Origin of the sequence: Streptomyces sp. NPDC018947, assembly GCF_044390505.1 — a bacterium.
Lineage (GTDB): Bacteria > Actinomycetota > Actinomycetes > Streptomycetales > Streptomycetaceae > Streptomyces.
In genome coordinates this window covers 149130-170775 of record NZ_JBIRZD010000018.1, presented here as the reverse complement: position 1 = coordinate 170775, position 21646 = coordinate 149130, and the positions used below count along the sequence as shown (strand labels likewise).

Here is a 21646-nt window from a genome sequence, read left to right as displayed (position 1 = left end):
GGCGGGGCGGCGGGGGCGTCGGCACAGTGGGGCCATGCGCGGGTGGTGGCGGGACCTGACCGACCTGGTGCTGCCGGCGGACTGCGGAGGCTGCGGCAGGGCCCGCGCGGTGCTGTGCCCGCGGTGCCGTACGGCGCTGAGCGGGAGCCGGCCGCGCCGGGTGCGTCCGGACCCCGCGCCGCCCGGGCTGCCGGCCGTGCACGCGGCGGCACGGTACGCGGACGAGACGCGGGCCGTGCTGCTGGCGCACAAGGAACGCGGCGCGCTGGCCCTCGCCGGCCCGCTCGGCACGGCGCTCGCGGGTGCCGTACGGGCCGGGCTCCGCGAGGCGTGCTCGCCGGGCCGCGGTGACGTGCGGTCCCCGGGTGCGCGCGGGCCGGTGCTGCTGGTGCCGGTGCCGTCCGCGCGCCGGGCGGTGCGGGCGCGCGGGCACGACCCGGCACGGCGGATCGCCCTCGCGGCGGCCGGGGAGCTGCGGCGCCGCGGGACGCCGGCCCGGGTGCTCGCCGTACTGCGGCAGCGGCATCCGGTGGCGGACCAGTCGGGGCTGGACGCCCGGCAGCGGCGGGACAACCTCGCCGGTGCGCTGGCGGTGGCTCCGGGCGGGGCCCGGCTCCTCGGCGGCGGGCCGGTCGTGCTCGTCGACGACCTGATGACCACCGGGGCGTCGCTCGCGGAGGCGGCGCGTGCCCTGCGGGCGGCGGGCCGGGGCCCGGATGGGCTTGATCCGGGTGAGCGGACGTACAGGAAGACGAAATCGGCTGTGTATCCCCGCGCGGCTTGGGAAGGCAGAGAGGAACGGAAGACCGGGCCCGGAAAGACGGGCTCGAACGGAGGCGGTCACGTGAACCGTGAACTGATCTGCGCGGCGGTGGTCGCGGCCTCACCAGATGCTTTCGAAATAAACCGGAACTGATCGACTACTTGCCTCGTTGCAGGTATTGACAGGGTCAATTCACCGGAAGGGAGCTACATCGCGGGAGAGGGTGACGACATCCGTCCGCGCGAGATATGTTCGGTTGTGAGGCAAAGCCGCAGGCCACACCTCTCAATTCCTACTGCTGTGCTGCGGGTTTCACCGTCATCACCCGCACCGGTGGAGTGGAGAACTCGCTCGCGGGGGAGGAGGTGGAAGTCACCGAGTCCGAGGTTCCGGGATCAACCGGAACCTGGTGCAAAAGGGAGATGCTCCGCCACTGGAGCGGAGCGATCCGGGAACGGAGTTCTGCGTGGACATCGTCGTCAAGGGCCGCAAGACCGAGGTGCCCGAGCGGTTCCGGAAGCACGTGGCCGAGAAGCTGAAGCTGGAGAAGATCCAGAAGCTCGACGGCAAGGTGATCAGCCTCGACGTCGAGGTGTCCAAGGAGCCCAACCCCCGACAGGCCGACCGTTGCGACCGAGTGGAGATCACGCTCCGCTCCCGCGGGCCGGTGATCCGGGCGGAGGCAGCGGCGAGCGATCCGTACGCGGCGCTCGACCTGGCGGCGGAGAAGCTCGGTGCCCGGCTGCGCAAGCAGCACGACAAGCGCTTCTCGCGGCGCGGCGCGCGCCGGATCACTGCCGCCGAGGTCCCCAACCACGTCCCGGACGCGGCGACGCTCAACGGGAACGGCGTACCTGTCTCCACCGAGGAGCAGGGCGGTGTGCCCACCAAGAAGATCGGCTCGCTCGAGGTCCAGGGCGACGGACCCCTCGTCGTCCGCGAGAAGACCCACGTGGCGGCGCCGATGACCCTCGACCAGGCGCTCTATGAGATGGAGCTGGTCGGACACGACTTCTACCTGTTCGTCGACTCCGAGACGAAGGAACCCAGCGTCGTCTACCGGCGGCACGCCTACGACTACGGCGTGATCCACCTGACGACGGACACGATGGTCACCCAGGCGAACGCACCCGAGGCGGGCGATGCGCTCGGCGGCTGACGACGCCGGGTGACAGCGGAACCGGTGCCCCCGAGGGCGTGTGTGCGCCCCCGGGGGCACCGGTGTGCGACGGTGCGCGAGGCGTGCGACCCCCGCGCGTTCCGCTCTGTCACCTCTGTGTCGGCGGGGCATGGAATCATGGCGGCAACCACCCAACCGGTGGGTCGTTGCCTTGGGTTGGCGATGGCTCAGGACCACAGGCCACAGCCTTCAGGGGGAGGAACGATGGCGGACAGCTTCGGACCGATGCGGGGCGAGAGCGCCGGCGACGGCGTCGCCGGCATGGGCCCGGACGCGGGGTCTTCGCGCGAGGAGCCGATCAGGGTCCTGGTCGTCGACGACCACGCCCTGTTCCGCCGCGGCCTGGAGATCGTGCTCGCGGCCGAGGAGGACATCCAGGTCGTCGGAGAGGCCGGCGACGGCGCGGAGGCCGTGGAGAAGGCCGCCGATCTGCTGCCGGACATCATCCTCATGGACGTGCGGATGCCCAAGCGCGGCGGTATCGAGGCGTGCACCTCCATCAAGGAGGTGGCGCCCAGCGCGAAGATCATCATGCTGACGATCAGCGACGAGGAAGCGGACCTCTACGACGCGATCAAGGCGGGTGCGACCGGCTATCTCCTCAAGGAGATCTCCACGGACGAGGTGGCGACCGCCATCCGCGCGGTGGCCGACGGGCAGTCGCAGATCAGCCCCTCCATGGCGTCGAAACTCCTCACCGAGTTCAAGTCGATGATCCAGCGCACCGACGAACGCCGGCTCGTGCCCGCGCCGCGCCTCACGGACCGCGAGCTGGAGGTGCTCAAGCTCGTCGCCACGGGGATGAACAACCGGGACATCGCCAAGGAGCTGTTCATCTCCGAGAACACCGTGAAGAACCACGTGCGCAACATCCTGGAGAAGCTCCAGCTCCATTCCCGGATGGAGGCCGTGGTGTACGCGATGCGGGAGAAGATCCTCGAGATCCGCTGAGGCCGGGGCGCCGCGGATCAGGCCAGCAGGAGGGACAGCTCCCGGGCGAGCGGCTCGCGCAGTTCCGGCGCGTCCACCCGCTCCACCCGGACGTCCGTGCAGTCCACCCAGCTCGCCGCCTCCACCAGGGCCTGCGCCACCGCCGGTACGGCCTTGGGGCCGTCCAGGGTGACCTGCCTGGCGACCAGGGTGCGGCCCTCGCGTGCCGGGTCCACCCGCCCGACCAGCCGGCCGCCGGCGAGGACCGGCATGGTGAAGTACCCGTAGACCCGCTTCTGCTTGGGCACGTATGCCTCCAGGCGGTGGGTGAAGCCGAAGATCCGTTCCGTGCGCGCCCGTTCCCAGATGAGGGAGTCGAACGGGGAGAGCAGCGTGGTGCGGTGGCGGCCGCGCGGGGGTGTCTCCAGCGCCGCCGGGTCCGCCCAGGCCGGCCTGCCCCAGCCCGCCACCTTCACCGGGACCAGGCCCGAGTCGGCGATCACGGCGTCGACCTGCTCGCCCTTGAGGCGGTGGTAGTCCGCGATGTCCGCGCGGGTGCCGACGCCCAGGGACTGGCCGGCGAGCCGGACCAGGCGGCGCAGGCACTCGGTGTCGTCCAGGTCGTCGTGCAGCAGCGCGGACGGGACCGCTCGCTCGGCCAGGTCGTACACCCGCTTCCAGCCGCGGCGTTCGACGCAGACCACCTCGCCGTACATGAGCGCGCGTTCGACGGCGACCTTGGTGCCCGACCAGTCCCACCACTCGCTGGTCCGCTTCGCGCCGCCCAGGTCCGTCGCGGTGAGGGGGCCCTCGGCGCGGAGCTGCTTGACGACCTGGTCGTAGACACCGTCGGGGAGGTGGTGGTGCCAGTGCGGGCGGTTGCGGTAGGCGCGGCGGCGGAAGGCGAAGTGGGGCCACTCCTCGATGGGGAGGATGCAGGCGGCGTGCGACCAGTACTCGAAGGCGTGGGTGTCCTTCCAGTAGGCGTCCTCGACCGTCTTGCGGCCCACGGCGCCGAGGCGGGCGTACGGGATGAGCTCGTGGGAGCGGGCGAGGACCGAGATCGTGTCGAGTTGCACCGCGCCCAGGTGACGGAGGATGCCGCGGACGCCCGCGCGGCGGTCGGGGGCGCCCAGGAAGCCCTGGGCGCGGAGGGCGATGCGGCGGGCGTCGTCGGCGGAGAGCTCCGTGGTCATACGTCCGCACGATAGGGGGTGGGTCTGACAGTGGGGACCGGGGTGTGCGGGGTGGGGTGGGCGCTGCGGCGGCGCGCAGCCGTGGCGGTGCGGTCAGGGGCGGGCCGGGAGGTAGGGGGATGCCGCGGGGAGGGCAAGGTCCGAGGGGAGGAGGGAGGCGATCCAGCAGTCGCGGCGTACGCCCTTGTTGTCGACCGCGGAGCGCAGCGTGCCCTCCATGGCGAAGCCCGTGCGTTCGGCCACCGCTCGGGAGGCCGTGTTGCCGACCTCGGCGCGCCACTCCAGACGGTCGATCGCCCGCTCGGTGAAGGCCCAGCGGGCCACGGCGGCGACGGCCTCGGTGACGTAGCCGCGGCCGCGGTGCTCCCTGGTGCCCCAGAAACCGATCTCGCCGACGCCCGGGGAGACCCTCGTGACGCCGAGCATGCCCACCAGCTCACCGGACGGAAGGAAGAGACCGAAGGTGTACATCGAGTCGTTCGCCCAGCCGTCCGGGACCATCCGCTCGGTGAAGCCCCTCGCGTGCTCCCTGAGATAGGGAGAGGGGATCGTCGTCCAGCGCTGGATGTCCGGGTCCTGCGCGGCGGCGTACACGGCATCCGTGTCCTGCGGGCCGACCGTGCGCAGGACGAGGCGGTCGGTGGTGAGCGTCGCGGGTTCCATCGGCCGATTCTGCGCGGCCGCCCGCCGCGGACGCCATCCTTTTGCCGAGCGTGAACGGCCGGTCGCTTTCCGTACTATTGGCGGGCGGGGGCGGCACCATCCGCGGGCCTCGGACGTTGAACCCGGTGACAGCGACCGGAAGCGGGACGAAGGAGCCCGCGGTCCCCGTGACAGCAGGCCTCCCGGGGCAGCGGGGTCCTCGCATACGATGGCCGTTGCTCAGTCACATCGGAAACCGACCGTGCCAGGCCCGACCGGCAAGGAGACCACCCCCCGTGTCCGTCCTCTCGAAGATCATGCGTGCAGGCGAAGGCAAGATCCTGCGCAAGCTGCACCGCATCGCGGACCAGGTCAACTCCATCGAAGAGGACTTCGTCGACCTCTCCGACGCCGAGCTGCGCGCCCTCACCGACGAGTACAAGCAGCGCTATGCCGACGGTGAGAGCCTGGACGACCTGCTGCCCGAGGCGTTCGCCACCGTCCGCGAGGCCGCCAAGCGCGTCCTCGGCCAGCGCCACTACGACGTGCAGATCATGGGCGGTGCCGCCCTGCACCTCGGCTACGTGGCGGAGATGAAGACCGGCGAGGGCAAGACCCTCGTCGGCACGCTGCCCGCCTACCTCAACGCCCTCTCCGGCGAAGGCGTCCACATCGTCACGGTCAACGACTACCTGGCCGAGCGCGACTCCGAGATGATGGGCCGCGTCCACAAGTTCCTCGGGCTGAGCGTCGGCTGCATCCTCGCCAACCAGACGCCGGCCCAGCGCCGTGAGATGTACGCCTGCGACATCACCTACGGCACCAACAACGAGTTCGGCTTCGACTACCTGCGCGACAACATGGCGTGGTCCAAGGACGAGCTCGTCCAGCGCGGCCACAACTTCGCCATCGTCGACGAGGTCGACTCCATCCTCGTCGACGAGGCCCGTACGCCGCTGATCATCTCGGGTCCGGCCGACCAGGCCACCAAGTGGTACGGCGACTTCGCCAAGCTGGTCACGCGCCTGAAGCGGGGCGAGCCCGGCAACCCCCTCAAGGGCATCGAGGAGACCGGCGACTACGAGGTCGACGAGAAGAAGCGCACCGTCGCCATCCACGAGTCCGGCGTCAGCAAGGTCGAGGACTGGCTGGGCATCGACAACCTCTACGAGTCGGTGAACACCCCGCTGGTCGGCTACCTCAACAACGCCATCAAGGCCAAGGAGCTGTTCAAGCGCGACAAGGACTACGTCGTCATCGACGGCGAGGTCATGATCGTCGACGAGCACACCGGCCGTATCCTCGCCGGCCGCCGCTACAACGAGGGCATGCACCAGGCGATCGAGGCGAAGGAGGGGGTGGACATCAAGGACGAGAACCAGACCCTCGCCACGATCACCCTCCAGAACTTCTTCCGCCTCTACAAGCGCCACGACCACAACGGCAAGGAAATGCCCGGCCTGTCCGGCATGACCGGTACGGCGATGACCGAGGCCGCCGAGTTCCACCAGATCTACAAGCTCGGCGTGGTGCCCATCCCGACCAACCGGCCGATGGTCCGCAAGGACCAGTCGGACCTGATCTACCGCACCGAGGTCGCCAAGTTCGAGGCGGTCGTCGACGACATCGCGGAGAAGCACGAGAAGGGCCAGCCGATCCTCGTCGGCACCACCTCGGTCGAGAAGTCCGAGTACCTCTCGCAGCAGCTCAGCAAGCGCGGCATCCAGCACGAGGTGCTCAACGCCAAGCACCACGAGCGCGAGGCGTCGATCGTCGCCCAGGCGGGCCGCAAGGGCTCCGTCACCGTCGCCACGAACATGGCCGGCCGCGGTACGGACATCAAGCTCGGCGGCAACCCCGAGGACCTCGCCGAGGCGGAGCTGCGCCAGCGCGGCCTCGACCCCGAGGAGCACATCGAGGAGTGGGCCGCGGCCCTGCCCGCCGCCCTGGAGCGGGCCGAGCTGGCGGTCAAGGCGGAGAAGGAAGAGGTCGAGAAGCTCGGCGGCCTCTACGTGCTGGGCACCGAGCGCCACGAGTCGCGGCGCATCGACAACCAGCTCCGCGGTCGTTCCGGCCGCCAGGGCGACCCCGGCGAGTCCCGGTTCTACCTCTCCCTGGGCGACGACCTGATGCGCCTGTTCAAGGCCCAGATGGTCGAGCGCGTCATGTCGATGGCGAACGTCCCGGACGACGTGCCCATCGAGAACAAGATGGTCACCCGCGCCATCGCGTCCGCCCAGTCGCAGGTCGAGACCCAGAACTTCGAGACCCGCAAGAACGTCCTGAAGTACGACGAGGTCCTCAACCGGCAGCGCGAGGTCATCTACGGCGAGCGGCGCCGCGTCCTGGAGGGCGAGGACCTCCAGGAGCAGATCCAGCACTTCATGAACGACACGATCGACGCCTACGTCCAGGCCGAGACCGCCGAGGGCTTCCCCGAGGACTGGGACCTGGACCGGCTGTGGGGCGCCTTCAAGCAGCTCTACCCGGTGAAGGTCACCGTCGACGAGCTGGAGGAGGCCGCCGGCGACCGCGCGGGGCTGACCGCCGAGTTCATCGCGGAGTCCATCAAGGACGACATCCAGGAGCAGTACGAGGCGCGGGAGGCGCAGCTCGGCTCCGAGATCATGCGTGAGCTGGAGCGCCGGGTCGTGCTCTCGGTCCTGGACCGCAAGTGGCGCGAGCACCTCTACGAGATGGACTACCTCCAGGAGGGCATCGGCCTGCGCGCGATGGCCCAGAAGGACCCGCTGGTCGAGTACCAGCGCGAGGGCTTCGACATGTTCCAGGCCATGATGGAGGGCATCAAGGAGGAGTCCGTCGGCTACCTGTTCAACCTGGAGGTCCAGGTCGAGCAGCAGGTCGAGGAGGTCCCCGTCGAGGAGGCCGCGCCGTCGCTGGAGAAGGCCCCGCAGGACGCCGTGCCGGCGCAGGCGGGTGCCCGTCCCGAGATCCGCGCCAAGGGGCTCGACGCTCCGCAGCGCCGGGAACTGCACTTCTCCGCGCCGACGGTGGACGGTGAGGGCGGTGTCGTCGAGGGTGAGTTCACCACCGACGGCGAGCCCGCCCGGTCCGCGTCCGACGGTCTCACGCGCGCGGAGCGCCGCAAGCAGGCCAAGGGCGGCCGGCGCCGCAAGAAGTGACACGGCGGCGCCCTGGGGCGCCGTGGTGACGTGAAGGGCCGGGTGTCCCCCGCGGGGGACACCCGGCCCTTTTCTGTCAGTCGTCGTCCGCGCGGGGCGTGCGGCGGCCGCCCAGCTCCACCGCGGTGCACCGCCAGCGCAGGTCCCCGCCCCGCTCCAGCCGGAAGGCCATGGCCCGGAGCTGGTCGCCGGCGCCGATGCGGGCGAAGACCTCCAGGGCGCCCGGGCGCGGCTCGAAGTAGCCGAGGTCGCGGACGACGGGCAGTGTGCCTCGGGTGCGCAGCGGGCCGCGTTCGGCGAGGCGGGCCAGCTCGTCGTAGGCGCGGCCGGCGGTGTGCCGGAGCATGGAGTGGACGGGGCGCCTGCCGCTGAGCACGTCGAGGAGCAGCTCCGCGAAGTGGTCCGTGGGGCTGAGCTGCGGGACGGTGCGGCGAGGAGCCTGGGCGGGGACGACGGGGGTCGCGCGGGCGCCCGCGGGTGACGGGCCCGGGGTGGCGGGCTGGAGCGCCGTGGCCGTCGTGCGCGGGGGCGCGGGCGGCGTGGCGACACTGCGGGCGGCGGCAGCGGTCCGGTCGGGTGCCGGGGAGCGGGTGCCGGTCCTGCTCCGGCCGCCGGGGGCGGCCGTCGCCGGGCGGGTGTCGGCGGGCCTCGTACGGGCGCGCGGCGAGCGGCCCGGCGAGCCCGGGGGCCGTCCGCCGGGCGCCGCGGTACGCGCGCCGCTGCCGCCCGGCCTGCGGGGCGGTGCTCCGGCGGGGACGCGGGGGCCGGCTGCCGGGGCGGTGGTGCCGGTGCCGGCGGCCGGGGGGACGGTGGCGTCGGGCGCGGGGGCGTAGGGGATTCGGCGGGTCCTGGTCATGACCTTGCGCAGGGGTGGCACGGTCGGCGAGTGCTGCATGGGGTTCCCCGTTCGGTGACTCGGTGATACCGGTCGGTAACTTCGTGGTCGGGGATCTTGTACGGGGTCAGGGGCGGTGACGGCAAGGAGGGGGAGGGGCGCGTCGGGGTGCCCGGGAGGTTCACCTATCCGAGCGGTCGGGGCCAGGGGAACGCCGGGTACGGAGGGGGCGCACCGGGTGAGTTCCGGGGACGGAAGTGGACGCCCCGGCCACGTCCGGCGGGCGCCCGAAAGGGGACACCGCACGTATCCTGAAGGCCCGGTCGATCCCTTGATCGCCGATCGCCGTACACCGATTCCCCGACCACGAAAGCGGCCCGCCATGCGCGTCTACGTCCCCCTGACCCTCTCCGGGCTCGCCGAGGCGCACAGGACGCGGGAGCTGGGGACCGGGCCGCTCCTCGCGTACGCCGTGACGCCGGCGTTGCGCGAGTGGTGCGGCTCGGACGACATCGAGGAGCTGGAGTACGCCGCCCTGAGCCGGGCCGCGCTGGGCTCGCTGCGGCTGCTGGCGGCGGACGCCGCGGCCGCGCGGCGCCGGGTCGTGGTCGCTGCCGACGTGTCCGACGGCGCGGTCTCGGCCGGTTCCGACCGGGGGAGCGACCCGGCGGCGCTGGGTGAGGTGCGGGTGGCCGGGCCCCTGCCGCTGGGCAGGTCCGCCTCGGTGCACGTCGACGCCGCCGACGCGGAGGCGGACGTGGCCGCCGCGGCCGAGGCGCTCGCGGCGGCGGACCGCGGGGACGACGACGCGCAGTTCGCCGTGGACGGGGCCGAGGACCACGAGCTGCTCTGGTACGCGACGCAGGAGATCGCGGGCCTGGTCGGCGCCGGCGACTGACCTGCCCCCCGTCCCGGGTTCCGGGGGCCGTACGTGGTTGTCGGTGGGGCCGGGTAACGTCTCCGCATGGGGATGCACACAGGGGCGCACATCGTCTGGGACTGGAACGGCACGCTGTTCCACGACAACGACGCGATCGTCGGGGCGACGAACGCGGCCTTCGCCGAGCTGGGGATGAAGCCGATCACGCTGGAGCAGTACCGGGCGCTGTACTGCGTGCCGGTGCCGAAGTTCTACGAGCGGCTGATGGGGCGGCTGCCCACGGACGCCGAGTGGCAGCTCATGGACGGGGCCTTCCACCGGCACTACACCGAGCACCGGGTGCGGTGCGGACTGACCGAGGGCGCGGCGGAGCTGCTGTCCGGGTGGCGGTCGGCGGGGCGGAGCCAGTCGATCCTCAGCATGTACGGGCACGAGGAGCTCGTTCCGCTGGTCAGAGGGCTCGGCATCGAGGGCCACTTCCTCCGTGTCGACGGGCGGACGGGGCCGTCCGGGGGGAGCAAGGCGGAGCACATGGTGCGGCATCTCCAGGCGCTGGGGTCCGTGGTGGAGCCGGCCCGCACGGTGGTGATCGGGGACGCCGCGGACGACGCGGTGGCCGCGCGGCACGTGGGGGCGCGGGCGGTGCTGTACACAGGGGGGTCGCACAGCCGGGCCAGCCTGGAGGGGGTGGGCGTGCCGGTGGTGGACACGCTGGGGGAGGCCGTGGTGGAGGCGGAGAGGATGGCCGCGGCGGCCTGAGCGGTGCCCGGTCGCGTGGACGGCGTCATCCAGGACCCGGTTCGCGTGTGAGGTGCGTCGCTCGGCCGGGTGCTTCCGGGGTGCCGCTGCGCGCGCCTTCGCCGCCCCGGGGGCACCTCCAGGCCGTTCGGGCACGGGGGCGGGCACGGTCGCCCGCGGCCAGGTGGGGGTTACGGGGGAGTAGCTGTGCAGTATGTCCAAGTTCTGGGCGCAGATTTGTACACATGCGGCTCGTGACGGATGTACCGGCGGGAGCGATAGCCTTGTGGCGTGATCAGCGCGATAGCTCGCGGGGGCACCGGCGCTCCCGCCCAGCGCCCGGTTCGCACGGACAACCTCCGTGACCGGGCGGCGGTCGCTGGTCTTCACGGGCGGGACGGGGCATCCAAGGACCCCGGCAGGACGCCGCGCACTCCCCGGACGATGACCGCGAGAGCGACATCACACCCGGTCGGCGCGTCGACTTCGGCTGATATGCACCCGCTCCTCTCACCTTGCGGCATAGCGTCGGGACGAGACGGACACCCCGTGTCCCGACACCAGGCCGGAAGGCGGGAGACCGTACTTCCTTCTACGTCACGCAACGGCGCGCGACAGGAGCCAGAGGACAATGCAGACCAAGCTGGACGAAGCCAAGGCCGAGCTGCTCGAGAGGGCCGCCCGGGTAGCTGAGAACAGCCCTGTCGGGGAGAACCTTCCGACCGGGACGACGGACGAGGGCGCTCCGGACGGCTCTGGGACCCCGGATCACGCGTCCGTGTTCGCGTTCCTTCGTCGGTACTACCGGCACACCGCCCCGGAGGACCTGGCCGACCGTGACCCGGTCGACGTCTTCGGAGCCGCCGTCTCGCACTACCGACTGGCCGAGAACCGTCCGCAGGGCACCGCGAACGTGCGGGTCCACACCCCCACGGTGGAGGAGAACGGCTGGACGTGCAGCCACTCCGTCGTCGAGGTGGTCACGGACGACATGCCGTTCCTCGTCGACTCCGTGACCAACGAGCTGACCCGCCAGGGCCGCGGCATCCACGTCGTCGTCCACCCGCAGTTCGTGGTGCGCCGCGACGTCACCGGCAAGCTCGTCGAGGTCATGGCCGGCCCGCCCGGCGACGATCTCCCGCACGACGCGCACGTCGAGTCCTGGATCCACGTCGAGATCGACCGCGAGACCGACCGCGGCGACCTGAAGCAGATCACCGCCGATCTGCTGCGCATCCTGAACGACGTCCGCGAGACCGTCGAGGACTGGGGCAAGATGCGCGACGCCGCCGTCCGCATCGCCGAGGCCCTGCCCTCCGAGCCCGTCCCCGACGACCTGCCCCCGCGTGAGCTGGAAGAGGCCCGCGAGCTGCTGCACTGGCTGGCCGACGACCACTTCACCTTCCTCGGCTACCGCGAGTACGAGCTGCGCGGCGACGACTCCCTCGCCGCCGTCCCCGGCACCGGCCTCGGCATCCTGCGCTCCGACCCGCACCACGCGGCCGACGAGAGCCACCCCGTCAGCCCCTCCTTCGAGCGGCTGCCCGCCGACGCCCGCGCCAAGGCCCGCGAGCACCGCCTGCTGGTGCTGACCAAGGCCAACAGCCGGGCCACCGTGCACCGCCCGTCCTACCTGGACTACATCGGCGTCAAGAAGTTCGACGAGCAGGGCAACGTCGTCGGTGAGCGGCGCTTCCTCGGCCTGTTCTCGTCCGCCGCCTACACCGAGTCCGTCCGCCGCGTGCCGGTCATCCGGCGCAAGGTGGAGGAGGTGCTGGAGCGCGCCGGCTTCTCGCCCAACAGCCACGACGGCCGGGACCTGCTGCAGATCCTGGAGACGTACCCGCGCGACGAGCTGTTCCAGACCCCGCCCGACGAGCTGCGGGCCATCGTCACCTCCGTGCTCTACCTCCAGGAGCGGCGCCGGCTGCGGCTCTACCTGCGCCAGGACGAGTACGGCCGCTACTACTCGGCCCTCGTCTACCTCCCGCGCGACCGCTACACCACCGGCGTCCGGCTGCGGATCATCGACATCCTCAAGGAGGAGCTCGGCGGCACCAGCGTCGACTTCACGGCCTGGAACACCGAGTCGATCCTGTCCCGGCTGCACTTCGTGGTCCGCGTGCCGCAGGGCACCGAGCTGCCGCAGCTCTCCGACGCCGACAAGGAGCGCATCGAGGCGCGTCTCGTCGAGGCCGCCCGCTCCTGGGCCGACGGCTTCGCCGAGGCGCTGACCGCGGAGGTCGGCGAGGAGCGCTCCGCGGAGCTGATGCGCCGCTACGGAAGTGCCTTCCCCGAGGGCTACAAGGCCGACCACGGCCCGCGCTCCGCGGTCGCCGACCTCGGCCACCTGGAGCGGCTCGACGAGGAGCGCACCTTCGCGCTGAGCCTGTACGAGCCGGTCGGCGCGGCGCCCGAGGAACGCCGGTTCAAGATCTACCAGAAGGGCGGCTCGGTCTCGCTCTCGCAGGTTCTGCCGGTCCTCAGCCGCCTCGGCGTCGAGGTCACCGACGAGCGCCCGTACGAGCTGCGCTGCGCGGACCGCACGACGGCCTGGATCTACGACTTCGGTCTGCGCATGCCCAAGGCGGTCGCCGGCGAGCACCTCGCCGACGACGCCCGCGAGCGCTTCCAGGACGCCTTCGCGGCCACCTGGACCGGCAAGGCGGAGAACGACGGCTTCAACGCCCTCGTGCTCAGCGCCGGGCTGGACTGGCGGCAGGCCATGGTGCTGCGCGCGTACGCCAAGTACCTGCGGCAGGCCGGCTCCACTTTCAGCCAGGACTACATGGAGGACACCCTCCGCAACAACGTCCACACCACCCGCCTCCTCGTCTCCCTGTTCGAGGCGCGGATGTCCCCCGAGCGCCAGCACGCCGGGCGGGAGATCGTGGACGCCCTGCTGGAGGAGCTCGACGCGGCCCTCGACCAGGTGGCCTCGCTCGACGAGGACCGGATCCTGCGGTCCTTCCTCACCGTCATCAAGGCGACGCTGCGCACCAACTTCTTCCAGGAGGCGAGCGGCGGCAGGCCGCACGAGTACGTCTCCATGAAGTTCGACCCGCAGGCCATCCCCGACCTGCCCGCGCCGCGCCCGGCGTTCGAGATCTGGGTCTACTCGCCCCGCGTCGAGGGCGTGCACCTGCGCTTCGGCAAGGTCGCCCGCGGTGGTCTGCGCTGGTCGGACCGCCGGGAGGACTTCCGCACGGAGATCCTCGGCCTGGTCAAGGCGCAGATGGTGAAGAACACCGTCATCGTGCCGGTCGGCGCCAAGGGCGGCTTCGTCGCCAAGCAGCTCCCCGACCCGAACGTCGACCGCGACGCCTGGATGGCCGAGGGCATCGCCAGCTACCGGACCTTCATCTCCGCGCTGCTCGACATCACCGACAACATGGTCGCCGGCGAGGTCGTGCACCCGGAGGGCGTCGTCCGGCACGACGAGGACGACACGTACCTGGTCGTCGCCGCCGACAAGGGCACGGCCAAGTTCTCGGACATCGCCAACGAGGTCGCCGAGTCGTACAACTTCTGGCTGGGCGACGCCTTCGCCTCCGGCGGCTCGGCCGGCTACGACCACAAGGGCATGGGCATCACCGCCCGCGGCGCCTGGGAGTCCGTCAAGCGGCACTTCCGGGAGCTGGGCGTGGACACCCAGACCGAGGACTTCACCGTCGTCGGCATCGGTGACATGTCCGGTGACGTGTTCGGCAACGGCATGCTGCTCAGCGAGCACATCCGCCTGGTCGCCGCCTTCGACCACCGGCACATCTTCATCGACCCGACCCCGGACGCGGCCACCTCGTACGCCGAGCGCCGCCGCCTGTTCGAGCTGCCGCGCTCCTCGTGGGCCGACTACAACACCGAGCTGCTGTCGGCCGGCGGCGGCGTCTTCCCGCGCACGGCCAAGTCCATCCCGGTCAACGCGCACATCCGCGAGGCCCTCGGCATCGACCCCGGTGTCACCAAGACGACCCCGGCCGAGCTGATGAAGGCGATCCTCACGGCGCCGGTCGACCTGCTGTGGAACGGCGGCATCGGCACCTACGTCAAGGCGTCCACCGAGTCCAACGCCGACGTCGGCGACAAGGGCAACGACCCCATCCGCGTCGACGGCGGCGACCTGCGGGTCCAGGTCGTCGGCGAGGGCGGCAACCTGGGCCTGACCCAGCTCGGCCGGATCGAGTTCGCCCGCAACGGCGGCAAGATCAACACGGACGCCATCGACAACAGCGCGGGCGTGGACACCTCCGACCACGAGGTGAACATCAAGATCCTGCTGAACGGTCTCGTCAAGGACGGCGACATGACCGTGAAGCAGCGCAACAAGCTGCTCGCCGAGATGACCGACGAGGTCGGCGCCCTGGTCCTGCGCAACAACTACGCGCAGAACACGGCGATCGCCAACGCGCTGGCCCAGTCCAACGACATGCTCAACGCCCAGCAGCGCTTCATGCGCCACCTGGTGCGCGAAGGCAGCCTGGACCGGGCGCTGGAGTTCCTGCCCACCGACCGCCAGATCCGCGAACGCCTGAGCGCGGGCCAGGGCCTGTCCGGCCCGGAGACCGCCGTCCTGCTGGCGTACACGAAGATCACGGTCGCCGAGGAGCTGCTGCACACCTCGCTGCCCGACGACCCGTACCTGCGCGGTCTGCTGCACGCGTACTTCCCGACGGCGCTGCGCGAGCAGTTCCTCGACCAGATCGACAACCACCCGCTGCGCCGTGAGATCACGACGACGGTCCTGGTCAACGACACGGTCAACACGGGCGGTACGACGTATCTGCACCGGATGCGCGAGGAGACCGGCGCGTCGCTGGAAGAGGTCGTGCGGGCGCAGACCGCGGCCCGGGCGATCTTCCGCGCCTCCCCGGTCTGGGACGCGGTGGAGGCCCTGGACACCAAGGTCGAGGCCGCCGTCCAGACCCGGATCCGGCTGCACTCGCGCCGGCTCGTCGAGCGCGGCACCCGCTGGCTGCTCAACAACCGGCCGCAGCCGCTGCAGCTCGCCGAGACGGTGGACTTCTTCTCCGAGCGCGTCGAGCAGGTCTGGGCCCAGCTCCCGAAGCTGCTGCGCGGCGCGGACGCGGAGTGGTACCAGCACATCTACGACGAGCTGACCGCCGCGGGAGTGCCGGACGAGCCGGCCACGCGGGTGGCCGGGTTCTCCTCGGCCTTCCCGACGCTCGACATCGTGTCGGTGGCCGACCGCATGGGCAAGGAGCCGCTGGACGTCGCCGAGGTCTACTACGACCTCGCCGACCGGCTCGGCGTCACCCAGCTCATGGACCGCATCAGCGACCTGCCCCGCGCCGACCGCTGGCAGTCCATGGCCCGCGCGTCGATCCGCGAGGACCTGTACGCGGCGCACGCGGCGCTCACCGCAGACGTGCTCGCGGCGGGCAACGGGACCTCGACGCCGGAGCAGCGGTTCAAGGTGTGGGAGCAGAAGAACGCGGCCATCCTCGGCCGGGCCCGCGCCACGCTGGAGGAGATCAAGGGCTCGGACGCCTTCGACCTCGCCAACCTGTCCGTGGCGATGCGGACGATGCGGACGCTGCTGCGGACGCACTCGTGACGGCGTAGCCGTGCGAGGAACGGCGTAGTCGCGTACGTCGTGTGAGGCGCCCCGGGTCGTACGGACCCGGGGCGCCTTCATGTGCCCAGACGCCCACTCCATATGTCCGGCTTGCCGGGAAAGGGTGGATAAAGTGGCCGGGTGACTGGGTGCTCCGGGACGACACGTGCCGTACTGCCGCGGGCGGGGGCCGTCTCCGCGGTCGTGGCCGGGACGGTCGCCGCACTCGTCCTCCTGCTGCTGCTCCTGGTGGTCCTGCGGCTGCCGTGGACTGGGGACCTCGGGATGCACGCGGCCACCGTCGAACGCCTGCGGCACAGCCTCCTCCACCCCGGCAACCCGCTGGTCGACGCGGACACGCCGAGCCCGTACTACTCGCCGTGGACGGTGGTCCTCGGCTGTGTCGCGCGGGTGACAGGGCTGTCGGTCTTCGTGGTGCTGCGGCTCGGGGCGCTGGTGGGGCTCGGGCTGCTGGTGACGGGGGTGTGGCGGTACGTCAGGACGCTGAGCGCGCGTCCGGCCGCGCCCGCGCTCGCGCTGCTCGGCCTGGTGCTGCTGTGGGGCACGGCCCGGTTCGACTGGAGCGGCTTCCTCGGACTCGAGTCCCTGGCGCTGACCGTGTCGTACCCGAGCGTGTTCGCCCTCGGTCTCGCCTTCCACTTCTGGGCCTGGCTGGCGCGGGCGGTGCGGGGTGAGGGCGCCGGGTGGGGGATCTGGGCGGGGCTGGGGGTGCTGTGGGCGGTGATCCTGCTGTGCCACCAGTTCTCCGGGGTCGTCGCCTCGCTGGGGGCCCTCGCCACGGTGCTCGCCGCGCGGTGCGGGCGGGGCGTGTGGATGCGGCTGGGGGCCGGGGTCGCGGTGGGGGTGGTGGTGCTGTGGGCGTGGCCCTACTACGACTTCTTCGCGCTGTTCGGCGCCGGGGACGGACTGGAGTCGGTGCACCGGGCGCTGTACCGGGACCTGGCCGGGAGGTACTGGCTGGTGCTGCTCGGGGTGGCGGCGCTCGGGATGCGGTGGCGGCGCGACCGGCGGGACGTGCTCGTGCTGTTCTTCGCGCTGGGCGCGGTGGTGTTCGCGGCGGGCGGGCTGAGCGGGCACTGGTCGTGGGGGCGGGTGCTGCCGGCCGCGCTGATCCCCGCACAGGTGGCGGCCGCGCTGGAGGTGCTGGAGGCCGGGCGGCGGGGGGTGCGGGCGGGGTGGGCGTGCGCGCTGGGGGCGGCGCTGGTGGTGGGCGCGTGGGCGCAGGTGGGGGCCCTGGGATACGTGACCGGGCGGGGACCGCTGCCGGGGGTGGTCGCGGCGAAGTACCGGGAGCCGTGGGGCGGGTACCACTGGATCACGCGGTGGGTGCGGTACGGGGACGTGGTCATGGCGCGGGGGAGGGCGGCGCGGCAGATTCCGGCGTACGGGGCGTACACCGTGGCGCCCGGGTACCCCGACTTCTTCCTCGGGGACGAGGGGGAGCGGGTGGAGGCGGTGCGGGTGTACTTCGCGGAGGGGACGCGGGGGAGCGTGCGGCGGGGGATCGAGCGGGGGTTCGGGGTGCGGTGGGTGGTGGACCGGGGGGAGGCGCTTCGAGGGGAGGCGGGGTTGCGGGTGGTGGCTCGGGGGGGTGAGGGGGAGGTGCTGTATGCGGTGCGATGAGTGTGGGGTGCGGCGGGATCGGGCGCGTTGCTGTGGGGTCGGGGTGCGTGGGCCGGCGGCGGGCTGGGCGGGATGTGTTCTCGGGCGGGGGTGGTGAGCGGGTGAGGGTCAGTGGAGGATGGCGTGGGCCAGCTTCAGGGCGCGTTTCAGGCGGGGGGTGGCCAGGCGGTGGGCGGCGGGGGTGAGGACCGTGGCCGTGAGGCCGGTCGGGCGCCAGCGGAGCTGGAGGCGACCCGGGGCGTGGCCTTCCGGCTCGACGGTGACCTGGTGAGGGGTCGCGCCGGCGCGGTAGGGGACGCGGGCGGTGAGCGGCGGGAAGGACAGCGGGCCCAGGAGGATCCCGGTGTGGGCCTGGCCCTGGTGGCGCAGGCGCAGGACCGGGTGGCGTACGCCCTCGAAGCCGTGCAGGGGCAGCCGCGCCGTCGCCAGGTCGAGTCGGACCCGGCCCTCGAAGACGCCGGGGCGTACCGGCGAGAGGCGGAAGGGGACGGCGAGGCGGTGGCGGCCCGGGGAGACGAGCAGGGTGGCGCGCTGCGGGCCGACCGGAAGACGCAGCGCCGGATCGTAGGTGCGGACGGAGAGGTCGACCGCCGCGCCGGGACCCCGATCGACGGCGGTGATCTCGTGGCGCAGCAGGGCGCTGAAGAACGGGCGGGTGTCCATCTCCAGGTCCGTCAGGTCCAGTTCGCGCCGGGCCGTCTCGGAGTCGGGGACGCTCTCGCCCCAGTAGATGCGCCCGTCGGACGCATCCGGCGTGGTCGCCCGCGGCGCCACCCCGTGGCCGAGCCCGCGGGCGGCGTGGCACACCTCGGACAGGCGCCGGTCGCGGACCAGTTGGACCACGACCCGCTCGGCGCGCGGCAACCGGGCGCAGGCGTCGGGTGAGAGAGTGTCGAGGTACGGGACCATGATGTCCGCGAAGGACGACAGCCAGGACTCGTCCCGGTGGGGCAGGTCACCCGCGTACATCCTGAAGTCGTGCTTGAGGAACTTGAAGTCCTTGTCCTCGCGCAGCGCCTCGTGGCCGCTCTCGGCCAGGAAGGCGTCGATGAGCCGCTGGACGTGGACGCGGTCGCGGACGTTGTCCAGCCGGTGCCGCTGGTTGGAGATCGAGGCGGTGCGCGCGTCGGCGTACGGCTCGACGTACCAGGAGTAGACCGGCTCCGGGACGATGGTGAACGTCTTCGCCAGGCAGTAGGCCTGGGCGGAGAAGAGCTGGTCCTCGTAGTGGATGCCCTCGGGGAAGCGCAGCCCGTGGCGGTCGAGGAAGGCGCGGGCGTACATCTTGCTGGTCGCCAGGTGCTCGAAGAACAGGCGCGGGTCGGCCTCCACGCCGTCCAGGGTGCGGCGCTCGGCGACCAGGTGCGGCATCCAGGTGGAGCGGCGGCCGTTGTCGACGCGCACCCGGCGCACCGCGCCCATGGCGAAGTCGAGGTCGCGTTCGCGGTGGGCGGCGAGCAGCACCTCGACGGCCCGCTCGGGGAGTTCGTCGTCGCTGTCGACGAACATCAGGTACGGCGCCCGCGCGATCTCCAGGGCACGGTTGCGCGGGGCGCTGCAGCCGCCGCTGTTCTCGTCCAGCCGGAGGTACACGATCCGGGGGTCGCGCGCGGCCAGTTCCCGCGCCACCTCGGGCGTCGCGTCCGTCGAGTGGTCGTCGCTGATGATGATCTCGATGTCGCGGTGGGTCTGGCGGCGTACGGACTCGACGGCCCGCGGGAGGCGCGCGGCGTCGTTGTAGACGATGACCGTGACGCTGACGTCGGGTGTGCCGGTGCTCATGCGACCTCCTCCGGGCGCGGGGCCGGTGTCCGTTGCTCCAGGGGCAGGACCGGGGGCAGCGACCGTTCGTCCTCGCCGAGGAAGACCCGCCGTACGACGCGTTCGGCGGCGCGGCCGTCGTCGTACTCGCAGAACCGGCGCCGGAAGGCGGCCCGTGCCTTCGCCGCGCGCTCGTCGCGCCACGCGTCGGTGGTGAGGATCTCGGTGAGTTCCGCCTGGCTGCGGGCGACCGGGCCGGGTGCCTCGGCCATCAGGTCGAAGTAGACGCCGCGGGTGGTGCGGTACGTCTCCCAGTCGTCGGCGTGGATCACGATCGGCCGGTCGAGGTTGGCGTAGTCGAACATGATCGACGAGTAGTCCGTGACCAGCGCGTCGGCGGCCAGGCACAGGTCCTCGACCGGTTCGTAGGAGGAGACGTCGATGATGCGGCCGGTGCGGCGCAGGCCGGTCAGCGGGGAGGCGAAGTCCTCGTAGAAGTAGTGCGCGCGCACCAGCAGGATCGTTTCCTCGCCGAGCTGGTCGGCGAGCGAGGCGAGGTCCAGGCGCGGGGTCCAGCCGGCCTCGTAGTCGCGGTGCGTGGGCGCGTACAGGACGGCCCTGCGGCCCGGGGCGATGCCGAGCCGCTCCCGCACGGCGCGCACCTCGTCGGCGCCCGCGGTGTAGTAGACGTCGTTGCGCGGATAGCCGTGGTCGAGGGAGACGTGGCGCGAGGGGTACGCCCGCTGCCACATGCGTGTGGAGTGGCTGTTCGCGGAGACGCTGTAGTCCCACTTGTCGACGCGCGCGAGCAGTGCGGGGAAGTCCAGGCCCCGGGCGGCGGCGGGGTACGGCATCTGGTCCAGGCCCATGTGCTTGAGCGGGGTGCCGTGGTGGGTCTGGAGGTGGACGGTGCCGGGGCGTTTGACGACCGCGTCCGGGAAGTTGACGTTGTTGACGAGGTACTTCGCCCGCGCCAGCACCTCCCAGTAGCGGCGGGTGCCGGGGACGACGTGGTCGGTGCCGGGCGTCAGCAGGGCCGCGCCCGCGGCGGTGACCACCCACACCGGGTGGACGCTCGGGGCCAGTTCGGCGAGCTTGGCGGCGACGGCGGCCGGGTTGCAGGCGACACCCCGGTTCCAGTACGCCGAGAAGACGGCCAGGTGCGGATCGACCGGGCCGGTCAGGGCCGCGCGGTACTGGAGGGAGCGCACCCTCGTGCCGGCCCGGCGCCTGCCGTCGCGCACCGCCGACCGCACGGTGCGGCGCGCCCGGTTGGCGCCCTGGAGGGCCCGGTACCGGCGGTGGGCGTCGTCCTCCAGCAGCGACCGGCGTACGCCGTCCAGGCCCGCCGGGAGCCGGTACCCCTCGGGGCGGTGCTGCCGGACGGCCAGGGAGGCCCGGCGGAAGAACTCCCGCGCCACGTCCCGCGGCATCGCGTCCCGGGCGAAGGTGCGCAGGCAGTCGCGGACCATCAGGTCGTACAGGGCGGCGTGGACGGCCGGGCGCCCGGCCGCGAGGTCGAGCAGGCCGAGATGGCGGTCGATGCGTGCGTACCGCTCCTCGGGCGGCACGGGCGGAAGGCTCTCCGGGCGCAGCCGCCGGTCCTCGAACGCGGGGTGGGGCAGGCAGGCGACGTGGTCGGCGAGCAGCAGGGCGGCGTTCGCGGCGAACGGTTCGGCGTCGGTGGTGAGCAGACGCTCGTGCGCCCGCCAGAATCCGGCGCGCACGGCGCGGTTGCCGAGCAGCGGGGTGACTCGCAGCAGCGGGGCGCACGCGTCGAGGGCGACCGGGGCGCTGCCCGCGCGGGCGAGGCGGGGGCCGTCCGGGGAGGGCAGGCCGGAGGCCCGCCAGGTGCTGCGGACGTGGTCCAGCAGCAGGACGTCCACCGTGCCGGGGAGGGCCGCGGCGTGCTCGGCGACCGTACGCGGGGCACCGGCCGGCAGCCCGTCCTTGGCGTGGACGAAGTGCAGCCAGCGGCCCGTCGCCCGGGCCGCCCCCGCCGCACGGGCCGCCGCGTCGCCCGCGCCCTCGGGCAGGGGCACCACGGTGAACGCGGGGGCGTGCCGCTCGGCGGTCTCCCGCGCCCAGTCGCCGACGGCGGCGACGATCACCTCGACGCCGGTGAGGGGGTGGGAGTCCAGGGAGTCGAGCAGCGCGGGGAGGTGGTCCTGGACGTTGGGGCCGTGCACGATGACGCTGAGTTCGGGGATCTCGGGCATCGCGGGACTCCTTCGCCTACGTCACTCCCGGCGCTCCTGTCTCGACATAGTGGCACCAAAGCGGCAAAGGGGTTAACCCGAGCGGGCTGTGCGAGGGAGGGGACGTTCGGGAAGGGCGCCGCCCCGCACGCGTGAGAGGC

The 21646-nt window shown here is 72.2% G+C and carries 13 protein-coding genes; 8 read left to right on the top strand and 5 right to left on the bottom strand.

Translation table 11 applies throughout. The features are described 5' to 3' along the window. Positions 1–34: 34 nt before the first annotated feature. From ACH499_RS29635 to ACH499_RS29625, 3 genes are all read left to right on the top strand, one after another. Entirely contained in the window at positions 35–916 is an 882-nt protein-coding gene (locus ACH499_RS29635) for a ComF family protein (protein ID WP_399019586.1), read from the top strand. A 313-nt stretch (positions 917–1229) separates the two neighbouring features. Then, complete coding sequence (hpf, locus tag ACH499_RS29630; RefSeq protein WP_356207191.1) at positions 1230–1922, top strand: ribosome hibernation-promoting factor, HPF/YfiA family; 693 nt, start codon at positions 1230–1232, stop codon at positions 1920–1922. Between the two features lie 225 nt (positions 1923–2147). Further along, positions 2148–2894, top strand: coding sequence for a response regulator transcription factor (locus tag ACH499_RS29625; RefSeq protein WP_356207194.1), 747 nt, complete (start codon positions 2148–2150; stop codon positions 2892–2894). 17 nt (positions 2895–2911) lie between these two features. On the opposite strand, the gene ACH499_RS29620 is transcribed toward ACH499_RS29625, so the two are convergent. Further along, on the bottom strand, positions 2912–4069 hold the full coding sequence (locus ACH499_RS29620; protein WP_356207198.1) for a DNA glycosylase AlkZ-like family protein: 1158 nt from the start codon (positions 4067–4069) through the stop codon (positions 2912–2914). Positions 4070–4162: 93 nt separating this feature from the next. Continuing rightward, positions 4163–4732, bottom strand: coding sequence for a GNAT family N-acetyltransferase (locus ACH499_RS29615; protein WP_399019583.1), 570 nt, complete (start codon positions 4730–4732; stop codon positions 4163–4165). A 275-nt stretch (positions 4733–5007) separates the two neighbouring features. Between ACH499_RS29615 and secA the strand changes: the two genes are divergently transcribed. Continuing rightward, on the top strand, positions 5008–7854 hold the full coding sequence (secA, locus tag ACH499_RS29610; protein ID WP_356207203.1) for a preprotein translocase subunit SecA: 2847 nt from the start codon (positions 5008–5010) through the stop codon (positions 7852–7854). 76 nt (positions 7855–7930) lie between these two features. On the opposite strand, the gene ACH499_RS29605 is transcribed toward secA, so the two are convergent. Continuing rightward, positions 7931–8749 (bottom strand): Rv3235 family protein, encoded by an 819-nt coding sequence (locus ACH499_RS29605; RefSeq protein WP_399019580.1) that lies wholly within the window; start codon positions 8747–8749, stop codon positions 7931–7933. A gap of 322 nt (positions 8750–9071) precedes the next feature. Here ACH499_RS29605 and ACH499_RS29600 point away from each other — a divergent pair, with 322 nt between their 5' ends. From ACH499_RS29600 to ACH499_RS29585, 4 genes are all read left to right on the top strand, one after another. Next, positions 9072–9587, top strand: coding sequence for a DUF6912 family protein (locus ACH499_RS29600; protein ID WP_399019578.1), 516 nt, complete (start codon positions 9072–9074; stop codon positions 9585–9587). A gap of 66 nt (positions 9588–9653) precedes the next feature. Next, on the top strand, positions 9654–10328 hold the full coding sequence (locus ACH499_RS29595) for an HAD family hydrolase (RefSeq protein WP_356196062.1): 675 nt from the start codon (positions 9654–9656) through the stop codon (positions 10326–10328). A 610-nt stretch (positions 10329–10938) separates the two neighbouring features. Next, positions 10939–15882 (top strand): NAD-glutamate dehydrogenase, encoded by a 4944-nt coding sequence (locus ACH499_RS29590; RefSeq protein WP_399019576.1) that lies wholly within the window; start codon positions 10939–10941, stop codon positions 15880–15882. 174 nt (positions 15883–16056) lie between these two features. Next, a complete protein-coding gene (locus tag ACH499_RS29585) occupies positions 16057–17526 on the top strand; it encodes a hypothetical protein (RefSeq protein ID WP_399019604.1) in 1470 nt (489 codons plus the stop codon). A 108-nt stretch (positions 17527–17634) separates the two neighbouring features. Here ACH499_RS29585 and ACH499_RS29580 read toward each other — a convergent pair whose 3' ends face one another. Then, positions 17635–19308, bottom strand: coding sequence for a glycosyltransferase family 2 protein (locus ACH499_RS29580; protein ID WP_399019574.1), 1674 nt, complete (start codon positions 19306–19308; stop codon positions 17635–17637). Then, positions 19305–21506, bottom strand: a complete 2202-nt coding sequence (locus tag ACH499_RS29575) for a CDP-glycerol glycerophosphotransferase family protein (RefSeq protein WP_399019572.1) — start codon at positions 21504–21506, stop codon at positions 19305–19307. Before ACH499_RS29575 ends, ACH499_RS29580 begins: the two co-directional genes overlap by 4 nt. Between the last annotated feature and the right edge of the window lie 140 nt (positions 21507–21646).

What these genes read in the sequence shown, in the direction of transcription:
- ACH499_RS29595 (WP_356196062.1), top strand. Translation starts at nt 9,654, where the DNA reads ATGGGGATGCACACAGGGGCGCACATCGTCTGGGACTGGAACGGCACG.
- ACH499_RS29605 (WP_399019580.1), bottom strand. Translation starts at nt 8,749, where the DNA reads ATGCAGCACTCGCCGACCGTGCCACCCCTGCGCAAGGTCATGACCAGG.
- ACH499_RS29620 (WP_356207198.1), bottom strand. Translation starts at nt 4,069, where the DNA reads ATGACCACGGAGCTCTCCGCCGACGACGCCCGCCGCATCGCCCTCCGC.
- ACH499_RS29635 (WP_399019586.1), top strand. Translation starts at nt 35, where the DNA reads ATGCGCGGGTGGTGGCGGGACCTGACCGACCTGGTGCTGCCGGCGGAC.
- ACH499_RS29625 (WP_356207194.1), top strand. Translation starts at nt 2,148, where the DNA reads ATGGCGGACAGCTTCGGACCGATGCGGGGCGAGAGCGCCGGCGACGGC.
- ACH499_RS29575 (WP_399019572.1), bottom strand. Translation starts at nt 21,506, where the DNA reads ATGCCCGAGATCCCCGAACTCAGCGTCATCGTGCACGGCCCCAACGTC.
- ACH499_RS29615 (WP_399019583.1), bottom strand. Translation starts at nt 4,732, where the DNA reads ATGGAACCCGCGACGCTCACCACCGACCGCCTCGTCCTGCGCACGGTC.
- ACH499_RS29590 (WP_399019576.1), top strand. Translation starts at nt 10,939, where the DNA reads ATGCAGACCAAGCTGGACGAAGCCAAGGCCGAGCTGCTCGAGAGGGCC.
- ACH499_RS29600 (WP_399019578.1), top strand. Translation starts at nt 9,072, where the DNA reads ATGCGCGTCTACGTCCCCCTGACCCTCTCCGGGCTCGCCGAGGCGCAC.
- ACH499_RS29580 (WP_399019574.1), bottom strand. Translation starts at nt 19,308, where the DNA reads ATGAGCACCGGCACACCCGACGTCAGCGTCACGGTCATCGTCTACAAC.